Source organism: Pusillimonas sp. MFBS29, assembly GCF_020687695.1.
Classification (GTDB): Bacteria; Pseudomonadota; Gammaproteobacteria; order Burkholderiales; family Burkholderiaceae_B; genus Pusillimonas_C.
The window spans coordinates 220,631-241,990 of the sequence record NZ_JAJEWL010000004.1 but is presented as its reverse complement, the minus strand read 5'-3'; the positions used below and the strand labels follow the sequence as shown (position 1 = coordinate 241,990).

18 protein-coding genes are annotated in these 21,360 nt (G+C 59.2%); 2 read left to right on the top strand and 16 right to left on the bottom strand.

The features are described 5' to 3' along the window. The first annotated feature begins 24 nt into the window (after positions 1-24). The gene (locus LKR43_RS08180; protein ID WP_227683552.1) at positions 25-2,574 is read left to right on the top strand and encodes a GDYXXLXY domain-containing protein; all 2,550 of its coding nucleotides are present in this window, start codon (positions 25-27) and stop codon (positions 2,572-2,574) included. A gap of 9 nt (positions 2,575-2,583) precedes the next feature. Here LKR43_RS08180 and gluQRS read toward each other — a convergent pair whose 3' ends face one another. The 8 genes from gluQRS to LKR43_RS08140 all read right to left on the bottom strand — a co-directional run bounded on the left by gluQRS (position 2,584) and on the right by LKR43_RS08140 (position 9,912). After that, entirely contained in the window at positions 2,584-3,471 is an 888-nt protein-coding gene (gluQRS, locus tag LKR43_RS08175) for a tRNA glutamyl-Q(34) synthetase GluQRS (RefSeq protein WP_227683551.1), read from the bottom strand. A gap of 6 nt (positions 3,472-3,477) precedes the next feature. Continuing rightward, complete coding sequence (locus tag LKR43_RS08170; protein WP_227683550.1) at positions 3,478-3,939, bottom strand: DUF494 family protein; 462 nt, start codon at positions 3,937-3,939, stop codon at positions 3,478-3,480. 150 nt (positions 3,940-4,089) lie between these two features. Next, entirely contained in the window at positions 4,090-4,800 is a 711-nt protein-coding gene (locus LKR43_RS08165; protein WP_227683549.1) for an ABC transporter ATP-binding protein, read from the bottom strand. Further along, a complete protein-coding gene (locus LKR43_RS08160; RefSeq protein ID WP_227683548.1) occupies positions 4,797-5,552 on the bottom strand; it encodes an ABC transporter ATP-binding protein in 756 nt (251 codons plus the stop codon). The genes LKR43_RS08165 and LKR43_RS08160 overlap by 4 nt, the downstream gene beginning before the upstream one ends. Before the next feature lie 9 nt (positions 5,553-5,561). Further along, positions 5,562-6,440 carry a branched-chain amino acid ABC transporter permease gene (locus LKR43_RS08155; protein ID WP_227683547.1) on the bottom strand — a complete coding sequence of 293 codons (879 nt, stop codon included), beginning with the start codon at positions 6,438-6,440 and terminating at the stop codon, positions 5,562-5,564. Positions 6,441-6,453: 13 nt separating this feature from the next. Then, complete coding sequence (locus tag LKR43_RS08150) at positions 6,454-7,329, bottom strand: branched-chain amino acid ABC transporter permease (protein ID WP_227683546.1); 876 nt, start codon at positions 7,327-7,329, stop codon at positions 6,454-6,456. A gap of 17 nt (positions 7,330-7,346) precedes the next feature. Beyond that, the gene (locus LKR43_RS08145) at positions 7,347-8,573 is read right to left on the bottom strand and encodes an ABC transporter substrate-binding protein (protein ID WP_227683545.1); all 1,227 of its coding nucleotides are present in this window, start codon (positions 8,571-8,573) and stop codon (positions 7,347-7,349) included. Positions 8,574-8,640: 67 nt separating this feature from the next. Then, complete coding sequence (locus tag LKR43_RS08140) at positions 8,641-9,912, bottom strand: amidohydrolase family protein (RefSeq protein WP_227683544.1); 1,272 nt, start codon at positions 9,910-9,912, stop codon at positions 8,641-8,643. Positions 9,913-10,066: 154 nt separating this feature from the next. Between LKR43_RS08140 and LKR43_RS08135 the strand changes: the two genes are divergently transcribed. After that, positions 10,067-10,960 (top strand): LysR substrate-binding domain-containing protein, encoded by an 894-nt coding sequence (locus tag LKR43_RS08135; RefSeq protein WP_227683543.1) that lies wholly within the window; start codon positions 10,067-10,069, stop codon positions 10,958-10,960. 33 nt (positions 10,961-10,993) lie between these two features. Here the strand turns inward: LKR43_RS08135 and LKR43_RS08130 are convergent, their stop codons facing one another. From LKR43_RS08130 to LKR43_RS08095, 8 genes are all read right to left on the bottom strand, one after another. Further along, a complete protein-coding gene (locus LKR43_RS08130; RefSeq protein ID WP_227683542.1) occupies positions 10,994-13,012 on the bottom strand; it encodes an acetyl/propionyl/methylcrotonyl-CoA carboxylase subunit alpha in 2,019 nt (672 codons plus the stop codon). 14 nt (positions 13,013-13,026) lie between these two features. Further along, positions 13,027-14,634 (bottom strand): carboxyl transferase domain-containing protein, encoded by a 1,608-nt coding sequence (locus LKR43_RS08125; RefSeq protein ID WP_227683541.1) that lies wholly within the window; start codon positions 14,632-14,634, stop codon positions 13,027-13,029. 21 nt (positions 14,635-14,655) lie between these two features. Continuing rightward, a complete protein-coding gene (locus tag LKR43_RS08120; protein ID WP_227683540.1) occupies positions 14,656-15,837 on the bottom strand; it encodes an acetyl-CoA C-acyltransferase in 1,182 nt (393 codons plus the stop codon). Next, entirely contained in the window at positions 15,830-17,710 is a 1,881-nt protein-coding gene (aceK, locus tag LKR43_RS08115) for a bifunctional isocitrate dehydrogenase kinase/phosphatase (RefSeq protein WP_227683539.1), read from the bottom strand. Before aceK ends, LKR43_RS08120 begins: the two co-directional genes overlap by 8 nt. 22 nt (positions 17,711-17,732) lie before the next feature. Then, entirely contained in the window at positions 17,733-18,911 is a 1,179-nt protein-coding gene (locus tag LKR43_RS08110; protein ID WP_227683538.1) for an isovaleryl-CoA dehydrogenase, read from the bottom strand. A 137-nt stretch (positions 18,912-19,048) separates the two neighbouring features. After that, positions 19,049-19,468, bottom strand: coding sequence for a PaaI family thioesterase (locus LKR43_RS08105; RefSeq protein ID WP_227683537.1), 420 nt, complete (start codon positions 19,466-19,468; stop codon positions 19,049-19,051). Beyond that, positions 19,465-20,274, bottom strand: a complete 810-nt coding sequence (locus tag LKR43_RS08100) for an IclR family transcriptional regulator (protein WP_227683536.1) — start codon at positions 20,272-20,274, stop codon at positions 19,465-19,467. The genes LKR43_RS08105 and LKR43_RS08100 overlap by 4 nt, the downstream gene beginning before the upstream one ends. A 94-nt stretch (positions 20,275-20,368) precedes the next feature. Continuing rightward, positions 20,369-21,334 carry a tripartite tricarboxylate transporter substrate binding protein gene (locus LKR43_RS08095; RefSeq protein ID WP_227683535.1) on the bottom strand — a complete coding sequence of 322 codons (966 nt, stop codon included), beginning with the start codon at positions 21,332-21,334 and terminating at the stop codon, positions 20,369-20,371. Positions 21,335-21,360: the final 26 nt, after the last annotated feature.

The following is a 21,360-nucleotide window of genomic DNA, read 5'->3' as shown; positions in this document are numbered from 1 at the left end:
ATAATACGAGGTGAGAAACGCACTATGCAAGTCGAGGGCCATATTAACCATTTAAGCCGAAAGTTTTCATGGCCTGAATTTCTAAGGAAAACAGCAGCCGGTCTGGCTGGCGTGCTGCTTGCCAGCGCTGGTATTTCCTGGCTGGCCGCCAATTGGGAGCAAGCCACTGCCCTGCAGAAACTCGCGGGCGTGCAGATTCTGCTGGTACTGCTGGTTGCTCTGGCATGGCGGGCCACGGGCAGGCCTGAGCCCGCCGCCGGCCGAGACTTTTCCACCTATGGCATTCTGGCGGCTCTGGCCAGCGTGACGGTGGGCGGTCTGCTGGCCCTCGTGGGCCAAATATATCAGACTGGGGCCGACCCCTGGCAATTGTTCCTGTTTTGGGCGGTATTGTTGCTGCCCTGGCTCGTACTGGTACGCACTATATTCATGGGGGTGTTGTGCGGGTTGCTGCTCAATCTTGCCGCTGCCCTGTATCTGGATGTGTTCGGTGGGCATTTTCTGTTCAATATCTCGCTGGACTGGATGACGGCAAGTTTGTTGCTGGCCTTGATGAACGCGGCCCTGCTTGGCTTGTGGGAGTGGGCGCAGCCCAGGTTTGACGATACCTGGCGGATAGGTCCGCGCGCATTGGCCAGTGCGCTGGCCGGCTGGCTGATCGTGGCGGCCTTTGCCGGGTTCGACGCGCACAGCGGGCCGGTGCTTGCGGCCTTGATCGGTTTGGCGGCCTGCGCCCTGATGTATGGTATTTACACCTCATGGCGCCCGGATCCCGCCATGGCCTGCCTGGCCGTAGCAACCGGCTATTTCCTGGCGGCGATGCTGCTGGGCAGCCAGCTTGAGTCCGAGGGCGGACTGCTGGTGCTCATCCTGGTGCTGGTCGTGCTGGCGGGGTTGGCATTGCGGCATTTGAGCAGGCTGATCGTTGCCGCCCGACCCAAGTCCGATCCAGTTGCCGGAAACGATGCCGAAAAGGGGGCGGTTACGCTTGACCCGTGGTATCTGAGTCTGCTTCGATTGGCTGTCATGGGGCTGGCCGCTGTGCTGGTCATTGCTTTTTTGTTCGTGTCTTTCGAGCTCGAGTTCGAGCAAATCTGGATGACTGGCCTGGTGGTCTGCGGCACGGGTCTGCTGGTCTTGCGGGGCAAGGGAAGTGTGGTCCGCGAGTTTGGCACTACCTTGACGCTGGCGGGTGTGTTCATGACAGGTGCGGGGCTGTTTGCCCTCGAGGAACCCGATGCCATGCTGCGGGCCGCCGGCATTCTGCTGCTGGGTGTGCTGGTCTATGGCCTGGCAGCCGGCGGTGCCCTGCGTTTTCTTTGTGCGCTGTTCGTGCTGCTCCTGCTTTATATCCTGACTTGGCCCGGTGATCCGGACACCTTGCCGCTGGATTTGCTTGACCCTGTATCTGCCGGTGCTGAACTTTGGGTGTATTTTCCGGCTTATTTACGTTTGTGGTGGCTGGCTGTCGCGGCCGTGCTGACCCTGGCATTGAGCCATAACGCCCGCAGCAGAAATTTCTGGCTGCCGCTGGCCTGGGCGCTGGTGTGCATGACCCAGGCCGGCGCCTGGTTGACGCCCGCAGCAACGATTCTGGGCATGGGCGAGGTGGCGCAACAATTGCCTGGTTTACTGCTGATCTGGGTTGCTTGTGCCTTGCTGCCCGTTTTGGCGCTGGCCGCCTTGCTGTGGCGCGAGGACAGCGTGGTGCCCGGCCTGAAGCTGGCTGCGCCGCTGGTTCTGGGCCTGGCCAGCCTGGGCTGGATGGGGGCGCCTGGCGTTTCCATGGCTCTGCTGTGGCTGGTGCTGGGCCATGCCTTGCGACAGCGCGGTCTGGTGGTATTCGCAGTGCTGGCGCTACTGGCATACCTGGGTCGATTCTATTATCAGATGGATGCCTCGCTGCTGCAAAAATCCCTGGTGCTGGGGCTGACCGGAGGCTGGATGCTGCTGTCGTGGCTGGTCTTGCGCGCGCACGCCACCAATCCGGCGCAGCCCGGGGCTAGGGAGTCTGTCGATGCGCCCGGACGCGGGTTCCGGCCGGCTGTGGCCTGGTGGTCGGGCCTGGCGTTGGTACTCCTGTTCGCCAACACCGGCATTTACCAGCGAGAGCAGATTCTTCGGCATGGACAAACGGTGGTCCTGGCACTTGCCCCGGTCGATCCGCGCTCATTGATGCAGGGTGACTACATGGCCTTGCGGTTTGCGGCGGAGCAGGAAACCCGGCAATGGCTGGCGCAGGCGCCTGAGCCCCTGGCGCAGTCCATCGAGCGGCAACGGGGCGGGTGGCTGGCCTTGAAGGCTGATGCTCAGTCCGGACACCACGTTCAGGCGGTGCTGAAAGATTTGCCGCCGGCAGATGAAGTGGCTGCCACCACGGGTGACGGCGCGATGGCCTTGCTGGAGTTCCGCATGCGTGACCGGGGACTGCGTATCGTCACCGATGCCTGGTTCTTCCCGGAGGGGCAGGCCGGGCGTTATGAGCAGGCACGCTTTGGTGAGTTTCGTGTCAATGCCAAAGGAGAAGGCCTGCTGGTCAGGTTGCTCGATGAGCAACAGCGACCATTGCCCTGATGCTGCCGCTCAGCCGACAGGGTCTGGCTGGCGCTGGCCGTAACGATTGGCCCAGCGTTCCAGCGCCATCGTCCAGAATGTGTCGATGTCCTGGGCTGCCAGCGCCTCGAAACCCAGTGCCTGCCAGGCCTGATTCAAGGTGTCCAGAGGGCGGTTGATATCCATGGCGGCGGCGTGATTCTGCTTGGAGAGCTTGCGGCCGGCATCGTCGAGCAGCAGCGGTACATGCATTACAGAGGGATACTCCAGGCCTAGATGCCGGGCCAGCATGCGCTGCCGGGCGGTTGAATCCAGCAGATCGGTGCCTCGCACTATATGGGTGATGCCCTGCGCGCCATCATCCACCACAACCACCAGCTGGTAGGCCCACAGTCCGTCGGCACGCTTGATGATGAAATCGCCCACATGAGCAGAGACGTCCTGCTGTTGTGGCCCATGCCAGCGATCAATAAAGTGGTCCACCCCCTGTGACGCACGAAAACGCCACGCACGGGCCTGACGGCCTTCGGGCAGACCATGACGGCAGGTGCCAGGGTAAGGGCCGTCCGGGGGCAGCTCCTGGCGTGTACAGGCGCATCCGTACACATCGCCCGCCAGGGCCAGCTTGTCGAAGGCGGCTTGATACAAATGCAGGCGTTGTGACTGCCAGACGGGTTCTTCGTCCCAGTGCATGCCCATGGCATGCAATTGATGCATGATGGCCCGGTCGGCGCCGGGTACCACCCGCGGCATGTCTATGTCTTCGATGCGCAGCAGCCAGCGACCATGATGAGCCCTGGCGTCCAGGAAGCTGGCCATGGCGGCAATAAGCGAGCCATTGTGCAGGGGGCCGCTGGGGCTGGGCGCAAAACGCCCGCGGTAGTCGGACTGGCCGCCGACGGGTACTGAGGACGCCATCCGTTCCTAATGAGACAGGCGGGTCTGGTCGTCGGCCAGCAGCTCTTCGAATACCAGGTGATCGACCTCGGCTTCCTGGCTCCAGAGCACCATGAGTGCAATGATCTTGATCTTGGCCAGGGAAATGGGGGTTTCGCCGGTAGCCTGAGCCCGCTCGATGAGGATCTCGCGCAGGGCGGGCGGCAGTACACCGGAGTTGTCGAGGAAGGTAATGAAGCCTATGGCTTCGGTGCCCAGGCTCTGGTATTCGTATTCGGTGAAAATGCGCTTGCTGTTGCCCAACTGGGTTTGGGCGAGCTTGCCGCATTCTTCAGTGGTTTGGGCCAGCCCATGCAGCCAGCCCAGGGCGTCGTTGATGTCTTCGTGCTCGAAACCTACCGCAGCGAGCTTGTGTGCCAGGACATCAGCTTCGGGACACGCCTGGGGCGTGTAGTAGTTTTCGAATAAATAAACCAATATGTCGAACATAGGTGCGCGATTCCGGTTGCCGAGTTGTATGTGAAATCCAGTAAATCAAAGGTAAACCGGTAAAGTTAATCTCGACTGTACGCTGAATTCCGGTGTCGGGCAACTTGGCAGTGCTGGTGCGCAATTATGCCAAGGGTTTGTGGTATTGCATCAGGTATGGGCCTGAGTGCCCAGGTACAGCTCGGTCATTTCGGGGTTGTCGAGCAGCTCTCGTGCGTTGCCCGAAAGCACAACCTTGCCCTGGTCCAGAATATAGCCGCGATCGCTGATTTCCAGAGCTTGTCTGGCTCGCTGTTCTACCATCAGAACGGCGACTTTCAAGGCTTTCAGCTTGCCAATGACGTCGAAGATCGATTGGACAAGCCCGGGCGCCAGAGCGGCTGTGGGCTCGTCAAGAACGATAATCTTGGGAGCGCGGATCAGGGCGCGGGCAAAGGCAAGCTGTTGGCGTTCGCCGCCCGACAACGTGCCGGCTCTTTGTGACAGGCGGGTGCCGAGCGCCGGAAAGACTGCCAGCATTTCGTCGATCTGGTGCCGCGAGACCTTGCGGTCGGCAACCTGCAGGTTTTCCATGACAGTCAGGCTGCGAAATACGTTGGTGACTTGCGGCACGTAGGCCAGGCCCAGTTCTATCCTTGACTCGGTAGAGAGCCCGGATATGTCCTGACCATACAGGTGCACCGTGCCTTCGGTGCGGGGAAGCAGTCCCAGCAAGGCTTTCAGAAAAGTCGATTTGCCTGCGCCGTTGGTGCCCGCGATGGTCACGATTTCTTCGGGATTCACATGCAGATTGATATCATGAATGATGTTGACATCCGTGTATCCGCCCGCGAGCGCAGTGGTTGCGAGTACTTGGTTCATATTACGCCCCCCATGTAGGCTTCCTGTACCGTTGGAGAGCTCAGCACGTCGGCTGGTGCGCCTTCGGCGATCATCCGGCCTTGATCCATTACGTACATTCTCGAGGAAAGTTCTTTCAGCGCCTGCAAATGATGTTCGACGATCAGCAGGGCAAAACCCTGTTCCTTCAGCCGCCTGAAGATATCCATCATCTCGCCTATGCGCACCGGGTTCACGCCGGCGAAAGGCTCATCCAGAAGAATGAGCTCCGGCTCCTGCATCAGTATGCGTGCCAATTCCAGCAGTTTCTTCTGGCCGCCCGACAGTTGTGCCGCCGCCAGATCGCGCACATGATGAATGCCCAGTGTGTGCAAAATGGCATCGGCCTGTTCAGTGCGACGGGCTGTTTTCTGGTGCATTGAGCGCCGGCCCAGCCAGGCTGTCAGCATGTTCTCTTGATGAGAGTCGCGTGCGGCAACCAGGAGGTTCTCGAGTACCGTGAGCTTGCCGAACTCGCGCGGTACCTGAAAGCTCCGGCACAGGCCTTGTTCCGCCCTTTTGTAGGCGGGCAGACCCAGTAATTCTTTGCCTTTGAATGTAATGTTGCCGCTGGTGGCGGTGAGCTGGCCGGCAATGGCTGCAAACAAGGTTGATTTGCCTGCTCCGTTCGTTCCTGCAAGGCCGATGGTTTCGCCTTTGGCGATCGTCAGGCAGGCATTGTCGACAGCGGTGAAGACACCGTATTTGACCGAGACGTTGTTGACTTTAAGCATCTGGCGTCCTTAGTCCGTTTTTCCGAAAATTCCCTGGGGACGGTATAGGCTGAACAGCACGAGGACGAGGCCGATGATGCCCAAGCGCACATGGGCCATCTGTACGTCTGAAATGCCTGGCAGGAAGTCTCCAATGAAACGCGAGCCTTCCAGCAGGATCACTAATGCAAGGCTTCCCAGCAGCGAGCCTTTCATGGTGCCCACACCGCCCAGGATAATGGACATCCAGACATAGAAGGTAACCAGGGCGATAAATTGTTCGGGTGATATGAAACTGATGAAATGGGCATAGAACGCGCCCGCCAGACCGGCCAGGAAGGAGCCGAACATCAGCACCTTGATCTTGAAGCCCGCGGTGTTCTTGCCCAGTGCGATAACGGCGACTTCATTGTCGCGGATCGCGCGCAGTATCCGTCCGAACGTACTGTTCTGCAGCAGATATACCGCAAGCATGGCCAGCAGCACGACGCCTACGGTCACCGCGGCGAAGATGATATTTTGCGCAGCCCCTGCGGCAGCAGGAACCAGCGGACTGATGGACGAAATGCCTTGCACGCCATTGGTGAGCCAGTCTTCTTGCTGAACGAAGATTCGGACGGCTTCTGCAAAGCCCAATGTGACGATGGCAAAGTAGTCTTCTTTTAGCCGTAGCGCCGCCATGCCTATGGGCACGGCGCCGACTGCGGCAACCAGTCCGGCCACGACGATGGCAAGGGGCACGGGGACGCCTTTGGCCGACAAAATGGCAGAGGCGTAAGCACCAATGGCGAAATAGGCAACATGACCGAAATTGATCAGGCCGGTCTCGCCGTACTGGATGTTCAGGCCTATGGCCAGCAGGGCATAAATGGCACCAATGATGCAGATGGATATGAGATAAGCTTCCATGGTTACCCTTTCCTCAGCGGGCCTTCTCAGCCATACCCAACAAGCCTGCGGGTCTGATCAGCAGCACGATGATCAGTACGGCGAATGCGATGACGATTTTGTATGAAGGGCCAACAAATGCGATGGACAGTTCTTGTGCGATGCCCATGATCACCGCGCCCAGTACGGCGCCCACGGGATTGCCTATGCCGCCCAGGATAACGGCCGAGAAAGCCGGAATGATGAATTCCCAGCCGAATTCGGGCAAAAGAACGCTCTTGGACGCAATCAGCACACCGCCCAGTGCGGAAAGGGCTCCGAACAGGCACCATAGAAACCAGATCAGGGTTCTGGACCGAATGGCACTGGCCCGGGCAAGCTCCGGATTATCGGCGATTGCCCTCAGTCGTCTGCCAAGGTCGGTATACCGGAATATGCCAAAAACGATCAAAAGGGTGACGATAGTGGTCAGCAAGGCCCACAGGTCGGACGGAAGGATGCGGATACCGTTGAAATTCCATGCGCGCACCAGAGGGAAGTCGTAGGTTTGCGGCTGGCTGCTGACGCTAAGCTGCAGCACGCTGCGCATCATGAAGGCCAGGCCTACCGATGCCAGCAGACTGACGACCATGCGGCCGCGCGCCAGCTTGCGGAAGACAAAATGATAGGTGGCCAGGCTTAACAGCATGCACACCACCATTGCACCACCGACGGAAAGCACGAAATACGGGACGCCTACGGTTTGAAACGCAAGTGCCGCGTATGCGCCGACCGTCATGGTGTCGCCGACCGCGACGTTCGGAAATTTGCTGATGTCCAGCACCAGTGTCAATGCCAGCGCAGGCAGGGCAATAATCATGCCCTCGATAAGGCCATTGATGAGCAGGTTGATGAAGAAGGTGCCGGACATAAGGTAAACGCCTGTTTTTACTTATCGAGCGAAATCGTGTCGACGCGTTCGAACTTCCCTTCCTTGATGACGTAAACACCGAAGTCAGGATTGGAATCACCGTATTCATCGAAGTTCAGGCGGCTGGATGCGCCTTCATAATCGATTTCCTTGCCTTCATCGAGCAGTTTCTTTCCTGTTGCGTAGGAATAGACTTTCTCTCCGTCGGGGTTGGACACGGAACGGATCTGATCGCTGATCTGTTGTGACGTGGCGTCGGGGCCGGCCTTGTGGGCGGCCAATGCCAGGCTGATCACCATGTCGTAGGTCATGGCTGCGTAGACGTTGTCGGCAAGCTCGGTGTTGGTCGCCTTACGATAGCGGTCGCTCAGATCCTTGTAGCTGTCGGCATCGGTGTTGGAAACGGTGTCAACGGAGATAATGCCGTTGGTTGCTTCGGCGCCAAGCGCTTCCACCAGTTTGGGGTTGGCGGCCCAGCCGGGAATGATCCAGGCATTATCCGCGCCCGATTGATACCACTCGCGCAAAATGATGGTGGTATCGGGCAGATACGATCCCATGACGATTACGTCGGGGTTGGTGGCCAGAACCTGCTGCAGTTCGGAACGATAGCTGGTGCGGTTGGGCTCGTACACGACGTTGGCCAGAACTTTGCCGCCCTTTGCTTCCCAGGCCTTGATGAAGCCGTCGGTGTTGCCGCGGCCTGATGCGTTGTTGAAGGCCATGGTGGCGGGGCGCTTATAGCCATTCTTTTCAGCGATGGCGGCAAACGCGCGTCCGAAGCGATCGTTGGTTGCCTGAAAACGCCACACCAGATCCTTCTTGTCTATTTCAGAGATGGCAGGCGCACCCGAAACGTTCATTTCGATGATGTTGGCGGCATCAGTCAGGGGCAGAACGGCCAGGCTGACGCCCGAGGCCCAGGTGCCAAGTATGGCCTGGACCTTGTTGATTTCGATCAGCTTCTTGGCCGCCAGGACGGCTGCCTGGGGTTGTGTCTGGGAGTCTTCGGAAACGAGGCGCAGCGTGCGACCGGCCATGCCGCCGGCGTCGTTCACTTCCTTGGCGGCGATTTCCATGGCTTGAAGCATGTTGCCGCCGTAAGGTGCGCCTGCACCGGTGACAGGCGCCATGGCGCCAACCAGAAACTCGTTGCTGGCCTGAGCCTGTGCACCCATAGGCAGAGCCATGGCTGCGGCCAGGACAGAGGCGGCCTTCAGCATCTTGCGATGATTCTTTTTCATGTTTGTCTTCTCCTGTTAGGTATTGAGGTACTGCCCTGTTGCATACTGCCGGTGCGGCATTGATGCGCTACGCCCTGGTGGCGCTATCCTGGGCGGGTTGGTTTTCAAGCTCGTTCTTGACCCATTCCCCATTTTTCATGATGGCTTTTAATTTGCTGCCTTGATTCAGCAAGACGCTGATGTCATCCAGCGGATTGCCGTCGATGAACAAGAGATCGGCGTAGGCACCTTCTTTCACTACCCCCAGTTCCTGTTCACGCTGCAATACTTTGGCAGCGACGGTGGTGGCCGAACGGATGGCTTCGAGATTGCCCAGAATGTCTGCGCGAATCTTGAATTCGTTGGCTTGCTGATCATGAGTCTTGCCCAGAAGATCGGATCCGAAGGCCATTTCCACACCGGCTTCATGCGCGATGCTTAATGCCCGGATGCCTGCGGAACGTACCGCTTCGATCTTGGGCATGAGCGCCGGCGGGAAGCCGAAGCGAGGACCGTCGTTGAACAGCGCATCGTAGGTGACCGTTGTTGGCACCAGGAATGCTCCGTGTTCCACCATGATTCTTGCCGTGGCTTCGTCGAGCAGGTTGCCGTGCTCGATGGTGCGCACGCCGCATTTGATCGCGCGCTGGATAGCCTGGGGCGTATAGGCGTGAGCCATGACATAAGTGCCGGCGTTGCTGGCTTCTTCAACAATCGCAATGATTTCATCTTCGGAATATCCCAGAAAATGAATCGGATCATTGGGCGATGCAACGCCACCCGACGCCATGATCTTGATCTGTGTGGCGCCTTTTTGAATCTCTTCGCGTACTGCCCGCCTTACGTTATCGACGCCGTCGACCACGCGGGCAATTGCGCCCACCTTCTGCGAGCAGGCGCACGGTTCGATGATGTCGTTGCGCGCGCGGAAGTCTCCGTGGCCGCCTGTTTGAGACAGGGCGCGGCCAGACGGGAAAATACGCGGTCCGGTGATCAGTCCGGTTTCGGTTGCCTGGGCCAGGGAGTAATCTGCACCGCCGGCGTCACGTACTGTGGTGAATCCCCGTTCAATCATGCGGCGGAGAATGGGAATGGATCGAAAGCTTGCCAGCACATTGGGGAGCAAGGCATTGCGCCCAAGGTCCATGTCGGAGGCAATGACGTGTACATGGCAGTCGATCATGCCGGGCATCACGGTAAGGCCTTTGGCATCTATGGCTTTTTCCGGCGCTGCGCTATCATCTGCGATGGCCGAGATGCGGCCGTTCTCGACCACTATGCATTTACCGGCCTCAAGACTGCCCGTTTCAGGGTGCAGAATTGTGCAATGTTTGAATGCGATGGTTGTAGCTTCCGGCATTTCCATTTCTTTGTAAGTCTCCGTGTGGCCAATAATTGATGGTATTCAGCTTGGCCCGGTCAGCATAGGAAAGCCTTGCGTCCAGCGCAAACCAAAAATACTGATGTAAGCATGAGTTTTTGGAATAACGACCAGCGAACAACGAACTGCAAGAATGAAAAAAATATGCCCTTCCATTACTGAGCTGCAGGCGTTTGAGGCCTCTGCCCGCCATGCCAGCTTCACCAAGGCGGCTAGTGAGCTATTTGTCACGCAGGGCGCGGTGAGCCGACAGGTAGCCAACCTGGAAACTTATTTGGGTACACCTTTGTTCCTGCGCCAGAGCAACCGGTTGATTCTCACCGAGGCAGGCGTGTTCTTTCTTGAGCATGCGCAGACATCACTCAGGATACTGGTGGATGCAAGCAACCACCTGGCCTCGGGCAGAGGCCAGAAGCAGAATATAACGATTTCGGTTCCACCCACGCTGGCGACGCAAGTACTGATGCCTTTGCTGGCCGACTTTTACCGCAGGCACCCATCCATAAGTCTGCATTTCGCGCCTTACGAGCACACGCATGATTTTGCGGCAAGCGAGCACCTTGATGTGGCGATTCAGTTCGGTGAAGGTGAATGGCCCGGAGCCATGTCGCGCTACCTGATTGGCAAGGAACAGTCGGTGGTGTGTACGCGCGAATATGCCCAAAACTGGTGTTTGACTGGTCCGGGCGACTTTCGCCGCGCTACGCTTTTGCAGCACTTCAATGTTCCACATGCCTGGGTGCAGTGGTTTCAGGCGTTCAGGCTGCCAGGCACGACCGCGCATCTGGGCCCCAGCTTTGGTCAATACGACATGATTATCGCCGCAGCAAAACAGGGACTTGGAGCAGGGCTGGTGCCGCGCTGTCTGGCCATGGAAGCCTTGCGCAAACAAGAGCTGATCGAGCCGGTCCAGACGACAGCCCTGGCACGGCAGGGCTATTTTCTGTGTGTGCGTAAAGCCCGCTCGCGCACCAAGGTTGTGAGTACCTTTGTCGACTGGATTACCGAAGTGGATCTGACCCCATGATTGCATCATGGGGTCATTCACGACCGGCTGTGCTTATTCGCCGATGGCGATCAGCTCGGCACCATCAGTCACCTGATCGCCTACCTGGAAGAATACTTCCTGCACGGTGCCATCGGCCGGTGCCAGTATGGTGTGTTCCATTTTCATGGCCTCCATCACCAACAAGGCGTCGCCGCTTTTCACGGTGTCGCCCGCCTTCACGGCAATCGAGATGATCTTGCCCGGCATGGGCGCGGTCAGCCCGCCGCCCATGGCGTCACCGTCGTCCTGCGCGTGCTCGACGGCATCGTGCAGTTGCAGAAGATGAACCGCCCCGTCGCGGAACACATGCAGCTGTTCACCGCGCACCGCGACCGTGGCAAAGGAGTCGGCGCCGTCCAGTCGCAGGCGCAGTCGATACTGGCCGGGTGACAGTAATTGGGCATCCCATTCCAGCGATACCGGGTCGCCCTGGTGCTGGAATAGCCATTGCTCGTGCCGGCGCTGAATGGAAATCTGCCGCAGCTCGTCCTGGTCGAGCAGTTCAAAGGCCTGGGTATAGTGGCCACCGATGCGCCAGCCATCGACACGCGCCCAGGGGTCGACGGGGGCCTTGTTCTGACGCCTGACGGAATGCAGCAAACCCCGGTGTGCGAGGATAGCCACAATGCCCAGCGCCAGCGTACTGTCGCTGGCAGCTTGCACCGGCGGGAAAAGGCTGTCGTGCCGGCGTTCTATCAGGCCGGTGTCAAGGTCTGCCTGCGCAAACGCGTCGTCCAGCATCAGCCTGCGCAGGAAGGCGATATTGGTTTGCAGGCCCACACTGCGTATCTCGCCCAGAGCCTGAACCATGCGCGCGCGCGCCTGTTCGCGGTCATCGCCCCGTACGATCAGCTTGGCGATCATGGGATCGTAGAACGGTGTGATGGTGTCGCCGGCCTGCACGCCGCCGTCTATGCGGACGTCGCCATTGCAAAAGGCCACGTGAGCGGGGAAGTCCAGGGTGCTCAGCGTGCCGATGGACGGCAGAAACCCTTTGTCGGGATTCTCGGCATAGATGCGCGCCTCGATGGCGTGTCCGGTAATGCCCAGCTCTTCCTGGGTCACGGGCAAGGGTTCGCCGGCGGCGATGCGCAACTGCCATTCGACCAGATCGTGGCCGGTAATCATTTCGGTCACCGGATGCTCGACCTGCAGTCGTGTATTCATTTCCATGAAGTAGAAGCGGCCATCGGGTTCGGCAATGAATTCGACGGTACCGGCGCCCACATAATTGACCGCGCGCGCTGCCGCGACGGCGGCTTCGCCCATCGCCTTGCGGCGTTCGTCGGTCATGCCGGGGGCGGGGGCTTCTTCTATCACTTTCTGATGGCGCCGCTGCACCGAGCAGTCGCGTTCAAACAGATAGACGCAATTGCCCTGTGTGTCGGCAAAGACCTGTATTTCAATATGCCTGGGCTTTTGCAGATAGCGCTCGATCAGGACTTTGTCGTCGCCGAAGCTGCTGGCTGCTTCGCGTTTGCAGGAAGCCAGGGCTTCGGCAAAGGCGGCAGTGTTCTCGACGATGCGCATGCCTTTTCCGCCGCCACCGGCGCTGGCCTTGATCAGTACCGGATAGCCTATTGCATCGGCTTGCGACTGGAGAAATTGCGGATCCTGGTTGTCGCCATGGTAGCCCGGCACCAGCGGCACGCCGGCTTTTTCCATCAGTGTCTTGGCGGCCGATTTGCTGCCCATGGCAGCGATGGCGCTGTTGGGCGGGCCTACGAAGATGATTCCCGCATCGGCGCAGGCTTGTGAAAAAGCTTCGTTCTCGGAAAGAAAGCCATAGCCCGGGTGTACGGCCTGGGCGCCGGTCTTGCGGGCGGCTTCCAGTATGACTTGGGCGCGCAGGTAGCTTTCACGCGGTTCGGCTCCGCCGATGTGCACGGCGGTGTCGCAGGCTGCCACATGGCGTGCATTGGCATCGGCATCTGAATACACGGCCACGGTGCGCAGGCCCAGGCGGCGGGCGGTAGCCGCCACGCGGCAGGCGATCTCGCCGCGATTGGCTATCAGTAAAGTGTTGAACACGATGACTCCTTGTATTACATGCGGAACACGCCGAAACGCGTGTCTTCAATTGGGGCATTCAGTGCGGCCGACAGGCTTAGCGCCAGCACCCGACGCGTGTCGGCGGGCATGATGATGCCGTCGTCCCACAGACGCGCGGTGGCGTAGTAGGGATGGCCCTCGACCTCGTACTGGTTGCGCACCGGCGCCTTGAAGGCTTCCTCTTCCTCGGCGCTCCATAGTCCGCCTTTGGCTTCTATGCCGTCGCGCCGTATGGTGGCGAGCACGCTGGCGGCCTGCTCTCCACCCATGACCGATATGCGGGCATTGGGCCACAGGAACAACATGCGTGGGCCGAATGCGCGGCCGCACATGCCGTAGTTGCCTGCGCCGAACGAACCGCCGATCAGGACGGTGAACTTGGGCACCGAGGCCGTTGATACCGCGGTCACCATTTTGGCGCCGTGCCTGGCTATGCCTTCGTTTTCGTATTTGCGCCCGACCATGAAGCCGGTGATGTTCTGCAGGAAAACCAGTGGAATCTTGCGCTGGCAGCACAATTCGATGAAGTGCGTGCCTTTCTGCGCAGCTTCCGAGAACAGAATGCCGTTGTTGGCGATGATGCCTACGGGCATACCGTGTATGTGGGCAAAGCCGGTGACCAGCGTGGTGCCGAAACGGGCTTTGAATTCTTCAAATTCGGAACCGTCGACAATACGGGCGATGACTTCGCGTACGTCGTAGGGCTTGCGGGTATCGTTGGGTATGACGCCATTCAGTTCCTGCGGGTCGTATAGCGGCTCGGCATACGAACGGCGTTGAAGCTGGACGGGTTTGTGGTGGTTGAGCCGACCCACGGCATTACGTGCCAGGGCCAGAGCGTGCAGGTCGTTATTGGCCAGGTGATCGGCCACACCTGACAGCCGCGTGTGCACGTCGCCACCGCCCAGATCTTCGGCGCTGACTTCTTCGCCGGTTGCTGCCTTGACCAGCGGCGGGCCGCCCAGGAATATCGTGCCCTGGTTCTTGACGATGATGGACTCATCGCTCATGGCGGGCACGTAGGCACCCCCTGCCGTGCAGGAACCCATGACCACGGCGATCTGGCCTATGCCCTGCGCCGACATGTTGGCCTGGTTGTAAAAGATGCGGCCAAAGTGATCGCGGTCGGGGAAGACTTCGTCTTGATTGGGCAGGTTGGCACCACCCGAGTCAACCAGGTAAATGCAGGGCAGGCGGTTCTGCTGGGCAATTTCCTGGGCACGCAGGTGCTTTTTGACTGTAAGCGGATAGTAAGTGCCGCCCTTGACGGTCGCATCGTTGCAGACAATCATGCATTCGACGCCGGCCACGCGGCCTATGCCGGTGATGATGCCGGCGCCGGGGGCAGCGTTATCGTACATGTTGTGGGCCGCCAAGGGAGACAGCTCAAGGAAAGGAGTGCCCGGATCGAGCAACCGTTCGACGCGATCACGCGGCAATAACTTGCCGCGCGCCAGGTGCTTGGCGCGGGCTGACTCACTGCCGCCCTGGGCGGTTTGCCGAATTTTTTCCAGCAGGTCGTCAACCTGCTCCTGCATGGCGCGTGCGTTATCGGCAAATGCTTGTGATCGCGCGTTGATACGGGTTTCGATTATGGGCATTGCTGTTCCTGAAAGTAAGACTTAGACCATTTCAACGGCCAGGGCCACGGCCTCGCCGCCACCGATGCACAGCGACGCGATGCCGCGCTTGCCATTGGTTTTGCGCAGTGCACTGACCAGGGTAGTCAGCAGACGGGCGCCGGAGGCACCGATGGGGTGGCCCAATGCGGTGGCGCCGCCGTGGATATTGACCTTTTCATGCGACAGCTTCAGTTCGACCATGGCAGCCATGGTGACGACGGCAAAGGCTTCGTTGATCTCGTACAGGTCGACGTCGTCGGCTTTCCAGCCGTTCTTGTCGAGCAGCTTGTTGATGGCGCCGACGGGAGCAGTGGTAAACCAGCCGGGTTCTTGCGCATGTTGAGTGTGACCCACGATACGCGCCAGGGGGGTGGCGCCCAGTTTCCTGGCGGTGGATTCGCGCATGAGCACCATGGCGGCGGCGCCGTCGGAAATGGAGGAGGCGTTGGCGGCGGTGACAGTGCCGTCTTTCTTGAAGGCAGGCTTGAGCGTGGGGATTTTCTCGGGCATGGCCTTGGCCGGTGCCTCGTCGCTGTCGATAACCGTATCGCCCTTGCGTCCGGCAATGGTGACCGGAGCGATCTCCCATTTGAAGCTGCCGTCTTCGGTGGCTGCACGGGCGCGACGCAGCGACTCGAGCGAGAACTCGTCTTGTTGCTCGCGGGTGAACGCGTACTTGTCGGCGCAGTCTTCGGCGAAGACACCCATGGCGGTGCCGCGCTGGTAGGCGTCTTCCAGGCCGTCCAGTGCCATGTGATCGTAGACCGTGGAGTGACCATAGCGATAGCCCTGACGACCGCGCAGCAGCAGGTAGGGTGCGTTGCTCATGCTTTCCTGGCCGCCGGCGACGACTACGTCGGCACTGCCTGCCAGCAGGATGTCGTGGCCGAACATGGCCGCCTTCAGGCCCGATCCGCAAACCTTGTGTATGGTGGTGCAACCTACGCCCAGCGGCAAGCCTGCGCCCAGGGCGGCCTGGCGTGCGGGCGCCTGGCCTTGGCCGGCTTGCAGCACGTTACCCATGATGACCTCGCTGACGGCGTCACCGGCAACACCGGCGCGTTCGATCGCGGCCTTGATGGCGATCGCGCCCAGTTCGTGGGCGGCCAGACCTGACAGACTGCCCATCATGGAGCCCATGGGGGTCCGGGCAACCGATACGATAACGATAGGATCAGACATGTTTTTCTCCTGAAAGATGTGTCTTGAAAGGGATGCTGTTGTGTGCGTTGCCGCTGCCTGACAGACGCCGGCTATTGTCGTAGGGGAAGATGTCTTCGATACGACCGTTGGCCGCTCGCTGGCGGCATGCCTGCCACCAGCTTGCGTCCAGCAGTTCGGCGTGGTACTTCATGAAAGCCGCCCGCACACGGGGGTCACCCAGTAAAAAGATTGAAAACTCTTCTGGAAATACATCGTTGGCACCCACCGGATACCAGGGTTCACCGGAAAGCTCGGCTTCGGGATATGGCGCCGGCGGGATGCGCCTGAAATTCATTTCAGTCATGCGTTGAATTTCATCGTAATCATAGAATACGACCCGGCCAAGACGTGTAACGCCGAAGTTCTTGAACAGCATGTCGCCTGGAAAGATATTGGCCGCCACCAGATCGCGTATGGCGTCGCCATAGCCCTTGACGGCGGTTTCCAGCACGGCATCAGAGGCTCTTGCCAGGTACAGGTTCAGCGGCGACATCCGCCGCTCGATGTAGACATGGCGCAAGACAATATCAGGGCCTGACTCATCAAGCAGGCTGGGGACCTGGCTGCGCAGTTCTTCCAGCAGGGCTTGTGAGAAGCGCTCGCGCGGCAAGGCCACTTGCGAGTATTCCCAGGTGTCCGCCATGCGCCCGACGCGGTCGTGCTTCTTGACCAGCAGGTACTTGCGCCTGACGGTCGCGTGGTCCATGCCCGGCTTGGCAATGCGATCACGGATCAGCTTGAATACATAAGGGTAGGACGGCAGGGTGAATACCGTCATGACCATGCCCTTGATGCCGGGGGCTATATCGAACTGGTCGTGCGAGTGTGCAAGATGCTGCAGGAAGTCGCGATAGAACAGCGTTTTGCCCTGTTTTTGCAGCCCTAGCGTCGTGTAGATTTCCGCCTTGGGTTTGCGTGGCAGCAGTGTGTTCAGGAAGTGGACGTAGGCCGCCGGCGCCTCCATGTCGACCAGGAAATAGGCACGGGTAAAGCTGAACAAAGTGCTCAGATCGTCGGATGTGTGCAGCAGGGCATCAAGGCGGGTATGGCCTGACGGTGTGTGCAGCAGCGCAATGGCAAACGGATAGATGCTGCCCTGGTTGATCAGGCGGCCAACGACGTAAGCCCCCTTGTTTCGAAAGAACAGCGAGTTCAGTACGTGCACCTGGCAATCGGGTGCAATGCGCCGACCGGAGTCTTTGGAGATCAGTCTGCGCAGCTGGTGGATGGCCAGCCGCAGCGCCTTGCGTGCGTCAGCCGGCAAGTCATTGAACGGTGCAGCCAGGCCAAAGTCGGCAATCATTTTGATCAGCGTCTTGTGCGGCCCTTCGGTTGCCGGGTAATAAACCCTGTACGACGGCACGGTGCTGTCCAGATATTCGGTAGACACGGCCGGGCGTACGAACAGGAAATCGTTATGGAAGTATTCGCGATGCAGTACGCGGCAGGAAACTGAATTGAAAAAGGTTTCGGCACATTCAGGCTGGCGATGGTCGGACAGCAGCGCCACGAAATGTGACTTCACGGCCAGCCAGAATGTTGTCTGGGCGTCAGTCAGATCTTTCAGGGCCGAGGCGTTTTCAGGGCTGGCGTCACTGCCCTTTAATGCGGTACCGAGCAGCGTGGCGCATTCGCGTACACGGGTGTCGTAGTATTCAATGCGTTCCTGGGCAAGTTGCTGAATACCGCGCCAGTTCCCCGACTCGTACAGCGATTTGGCGCGTTGCGCACCGTAGCGGAACAGCGAGTAATGACGATTGAAGCCATCGAGCATGGTGCGCGCCACAGCCCCAGGCGCCGGCCCCGAACGGGGTGCGGGCTCGATGTGCTGATGATCGGCGTTGTGGACCATGGCGCAGCCTTGCTCTTGTTGATCAGGCCGTTTCGTTGAATAGTTCGCGGCCGATCAGCATCCGGCGGATTTCGCTGGTGCCTGCCCCGATCTCGTACAGCTTGGCGTCGCGCCACAGGCGGCCGGTGGGGTATTCGTTGATATAGCCGTTGCCGCCCAGTATCTGTATGCCCTCGCCGGCCATCCAGGTGGCCTTTTCGGCGCAATAAAGAATGACGGCAGCGCAATCCTTGCGCACTTCCCGGACGTGCCCTGTGCCCAGACGGTCGAGGTTCTTGCCGACGGCATAGCAGAAGGCACGGCTTGCCTGCAGGGTGGTGTACAGATCGGCCACCTTGCCTTGTATAAGCTGGAACTCGCCTATGGCTTGTCCGAACTGCTTGCGATCGTGAATGTAGGGCACGACTACGTCCATGACGCCTTGCATGATGCCCAGCGGCCCGCCTGCCAGTACGGCACGTTCGTAGTCCAGCCCGCTCATGAGTACTTTTACGCCGCCATTCAGTTCACCCAGAATGTTGGCTTCGGGTACCTCGCAGTCCTGGAATACCAGTTCGCCCGTGTGGCTGCCGCGCATACCCAGTTTGTCGAGTTTTTGCGCGATGGAAAAGCCGGGGAAATCCTTTTCGATGATGAAGGCCGTGATGCCGCGCTGTTTGGCTTCGGGATCGGTCTTGGCATAAACGACCAGCGTATCGGCGTCGGGACCATTGGTGATCCACATTTTGTTGCCGTTAAGTACGTAGCGATCGCCTTTTTTCTCGGCCCGCAGTTTCATGCTGACGACATCGGAGCCTGCGCCGGGTTCGCTCATGGCAAGGGCGCCAACGTGCTCGCCGCTGATGAGCTTGGGCAGGTATTTCTGCTTTTGCGCTTCGGTGCCGTTGCGGTGTATTTGGTTAACGCACAAATTGGAGTGTGCGCCGTACGACAGGGCAACGGATGCGCTGGCGCGCGAGATTTCCTCCATGACTATCATATGGGCCAGGTAGCCCATATTGGTACCGCCGTACTCTTCGCTGACTGTCATGCCCAGCACGCCCAGGTCGCCAAATTTACGCCATAAATCCATGGGGAATTGGTCGCTGTGGTCGATTTCGGCTGCGCGCGGTGCGATTTCCGCCTGGGCGAAGTCGTGGACGGCATCGCGCAGCATGTCCAGGTCGGAGCCCAGGTCGAAGTTCAAGCCGGGAAGGTTCATTTCAATCTCCAGTACGGTGCTATGGGCACGGAGCGGCCTGAGCCATTCCGGCTGTATATCGTTGGCAGGTTAATACGCTTAACTTAGCAGAGTTTCTGCACAGTGAGATGAATAGTACGTTGACGTTTACGTAAACGTCAATTGGGGTTAACACGTTTCAATATGGCTTGTGCAGTGGCAATTACGTTGTCGTTGACTGTGATGCTGCCGTCGGTGAATAACAGCGAGCCGGTTGCGCGTACAACGCGCCCGCCGGCGACCAGCAGGTCACCTTCTTTGGCGGCGCCCAGAAAGCTGACATTGAGCTGTACCGTCACGCAGGGGATCTTGCCGGCATGTGACCAGCCCACGATGCTGAGGGCATGATCCATGAGCGCCGTGATGGTGCCCCCGTGCACGATATTGGCCTGATTCAGGTGATCTTTGCGTACGCGCAAGCCGTAAAGCCACTGATCATTCTGGCGTTTGCTGAGCAGCGGCCCCAGAGTGCCGATGAGGCCGGGAAGGGCGTGCTCGCGCCAGGGTGTGCCTTCGCCGGCTTCATTGGCGGAATTCATGCGGTCTGGTCTCCGGAATAGAGTTGGTTTGATGTGTAGCGGGCATGCTGCATGAGCTCCTGGATCATGGTGCTGGTTTGTTCCGGGTTCAGCTGATTGGCAATGCCGGCGGTGACGATGGTGTGGGTGATGCGTTGCCGGGTGTCGAGTACGGGTACGGCGATGATTGCGACCCCGGCGATATAGCTGCCGTTATCCACGCTGTAGCCATTGATGCGAGCCTGCTCGACCTCCTGTTGCCAGGTGGCCAGGGGGATGGGCTGCTGCCAGCGCAGGGATTTGAACTGTTGCGCAATTTCCTTGGGTGTGTGCTCGCTGTAGGCTGCGACCAGGCGGCCTGTTGCGCTGATAAGCCCCGGAAAGCGGCTGCCGACATCGACATGGAGCCGGAAAGGCAATTCCGAGCGTGACAAGGCCGTTACGACCATGTGATGCAGGTCGACGACTTCAACGCCTATGGCGGTCACACCCCATTTTTTCGAGATCAGGTCCAGCGCGGGCTGTACGACCTGGGCAAAGGAGTTGGTTTCCATCACGCTGCGTGCCAGCACCAGCATGCCGGTGCCCAGACGGTAGCGCTTGGAGGCACTGTCAAAGGCCAGCAGCTTTTCCGCCGTCAGCGCCCGGAGTATATGCAGGCAGGTGCTGGGAACCAGGCCCAGCGCGTCAGAAATGCTTTTGACGTTCATGGGCTCTTTGGTTTTGCCGAGCAGGCGCAATATGGCAACGGCGCGAGTGACGGCCGGGACGGGCCGTATACGTGGTGCGCTTTTGGTGGCTGTCTGGGGGCTGGGGTTGGCTGTCATGGAAATGCCTGAATAAGGAAGACTTTGATCATAACGGAGCAAAGCCTTCCTGGCATGCCCCTGCAGGCCGCTGTGGCCGGCAAGGCGCAGGGGCTTACTGGATCTTGATCCCGGCTTTTTCAATAACGGGAGCCCATTTTTTTCTTTCGGATTCGGTGAACTGCATCAGCTTTTCCGGTGTGCCGCCGCCGGCATCATAGCCAAGCTCGAGCAGGCGCTTGCGTGTTTCAGGCATGGATAGAAACTTCTGCAGCTCAAGGTTAAGTTTCATCACGATATCTTTTGGTGTGCCCTTGGGTGCGAACAGGGCATTCCACGCGAGCACCTCAAAGTTGTCGACCCCCTGGCTGGCAACCGTGGGAACGCCTGGAAGCAGATCGGTTTCCTTTTCGCTGGTAACGGCAATGGCTTTGAGTTTTCCTGCCGACAACTGTGCACGTGTGGCCGTGATGGTGTCGATGGACAAGGGAATTTCACCGCCTATCAGATTGGAGATGGACATGGACGAACCTTTGTAGGGTACGCCGAACAGCGGTGCGCCCGTTTGGTCTTTAAGCAGTTCGAAGACCAGCCGGGCGGTTGTGCTGGGCATGCCGATGTCGGCCGACCCGGGTGTTGTCCTGGCTGCATTCAGGATGTCGGGGATGGTATTGAATTTGGTGTCTGGTGTGGTCGAGATCACCATGGGAAAGGAGCCTACAAGAATAATGGGCTCGAAGTCCCTGACCGGATCGAAAGGCAGGGATGAATACAGGAATGAGTTCAGTACATGGGTGGCGTTGGTGCCCATGGTCAGGGTGTAGCCGTCGGGTTCGGCGCGCGCGGCGGCTTGCGTTCCAATGTTGCCGCCTGCCCCGCCACGGTTCTCGACAATAAAGGTCTGGCCCATGGCCTTGGTCAGGTAATCGGCGAAATAACGGGTGGCGATGTCGGTGCCCTGGCCTGCCTGATAGGCCACGATGATCTTGACCGGTTTTTCGGGGTAGCTGGATGCCAGTGCGGAACTGGCGGCGGCTACCGTCACGGTGAGCAGTGCGGCCAGCGCTTTGAGTTTATTCATGGTTTGTCTCCTTGGTGTTTTGGTGA

What these genes read in the sequence shown, in the direction of transcription:
- LKR43_RS08180 (WP_227683552.1), top strand. Translation starts at nt 25, where the DNA reads ATGCAAGTCGAGGGCCATATTAACCATTTAAGCCGAAAGTTTTCATGG.
- gluQRS (WP_227683551.1), bottom strand. Translation starts at nt 3,471, where the DNA reads ATGGCGTCCTCAGTACCCGTCGGCGGCCAGTCCGACTACCGCGGGCGT.
- LKR43_RS08170 (WP_227683550.1), bottom strand. Translation starts at nt 3,939, where the DNA reads ATGTTCGACATATTGGTTTATTTATTCGAAAACTACTACACGCCCCAG.
- LKR43_RS08165 (WP_227683549.1), bottom strand. Translation starts at nt 4,800, where the DNA reads ATGAACCAAGTACTCGCAACCACTGCGCTCGCGGGCGGATACACGGAT.
- LKR43_RS08160 (WP_227683548.1), bottom strand. Translation starts at nt 5,552, where the DNA reads ATGCTTAAAGTCAACAACGTCTCGGTCAAATACGGTGTCTTCACCGCT.
- LKR43_RS08155 (WP_227683547.1), bottom strand. Translation starts at nt 6,440, where the DNA reads ATGGAAGCTTATCTCATATCCATCTGCATCATTGGTGCCATTTATGCC.
- LKR43_RS08150 (WP_227683546.1), bottom strand. Translation starts at nt 7,329, where the DNA reads ATGTCCGGCACCTTCTTCATCAACCTGCTCATCAATGGCCTTATCGAG.
- LKR43_RS08145 (WP_227683545.1), bottom strand. Translation starts at nt 8,573, where the DNA reads ATGAAAAAGAATCATCGCAAGATGCTGAAGGCCGCCTCTGTCCTGGCC.
- LKR43_RS08140 (WP_227683544.1), bottom strand. Translation starts at nt 9,912, where the DNA reads ATGCCGGAAGCTACAACCATCGCATTCAAACATTGCACAATTCTGCAC.
- LKR43_RS08135 (WP_227683543.1), top strand. Translation starts at nt 10,067, where the DNA reads ATGAAAAAAATATGCCCTTCCATTACTGAGCTGCAGGCGTTTGAGGCC.
- LKR43_RS08125 (WP_227683541.1), bottom strand. Translation starts at nt 14,634, where the DNA reads ATGCCCATAATCGAAACCCGTATCAACGCGCGATCACAAGCATTTGCC.
- LKR43_RS08120 (WP_227683540.1), bottom strand. Translation starts at nt 15,837, where the DNA reads ATGTCTGATCCTATCGTTATCGTATCGGTTGCCCGGACCCCCATGGGC.
- aceK (WP_227683539.1), bottom strand. Translation starts at nt 17,710, where the DNA reads ATGGTCCACAACGCCGATCATCAGCACATCGAGCCCGCACCCCGTTCG.
- LKR43_RS08110 (WP_227683538.1), bottom strand. Translation starts at nt 18,911, where the DNA reads ATGAACCTTCCCGGCTTGAACTTCGACCTGGGCTCCGACCTGGACATG.
- LKR43_RS08105 (WP_227683537.1), bottom strand. Translation starts at nt 19,468, where the DNA reads ATGAATTCCGCCAATGAAGCCGGCGAAGGCACACCCTGGCGCGAGCAC.
- LKR43_RS08100 (WP_227683536.1), bottom strand. Translation starts at nt 20,274, where the DNA reads ATGACAGCCAACCCCAGCCCCCAGACAGCCACCAAAAGCGCACCACGT.
- LKR43_RS08095 (WP_227683535.1), bottom strand. Translation starts at nt 21,334, where the DNA reads ATGAATAAACTCAAAGCGCTGGCCGCACTGCTCACCGTGACGGTAGCC.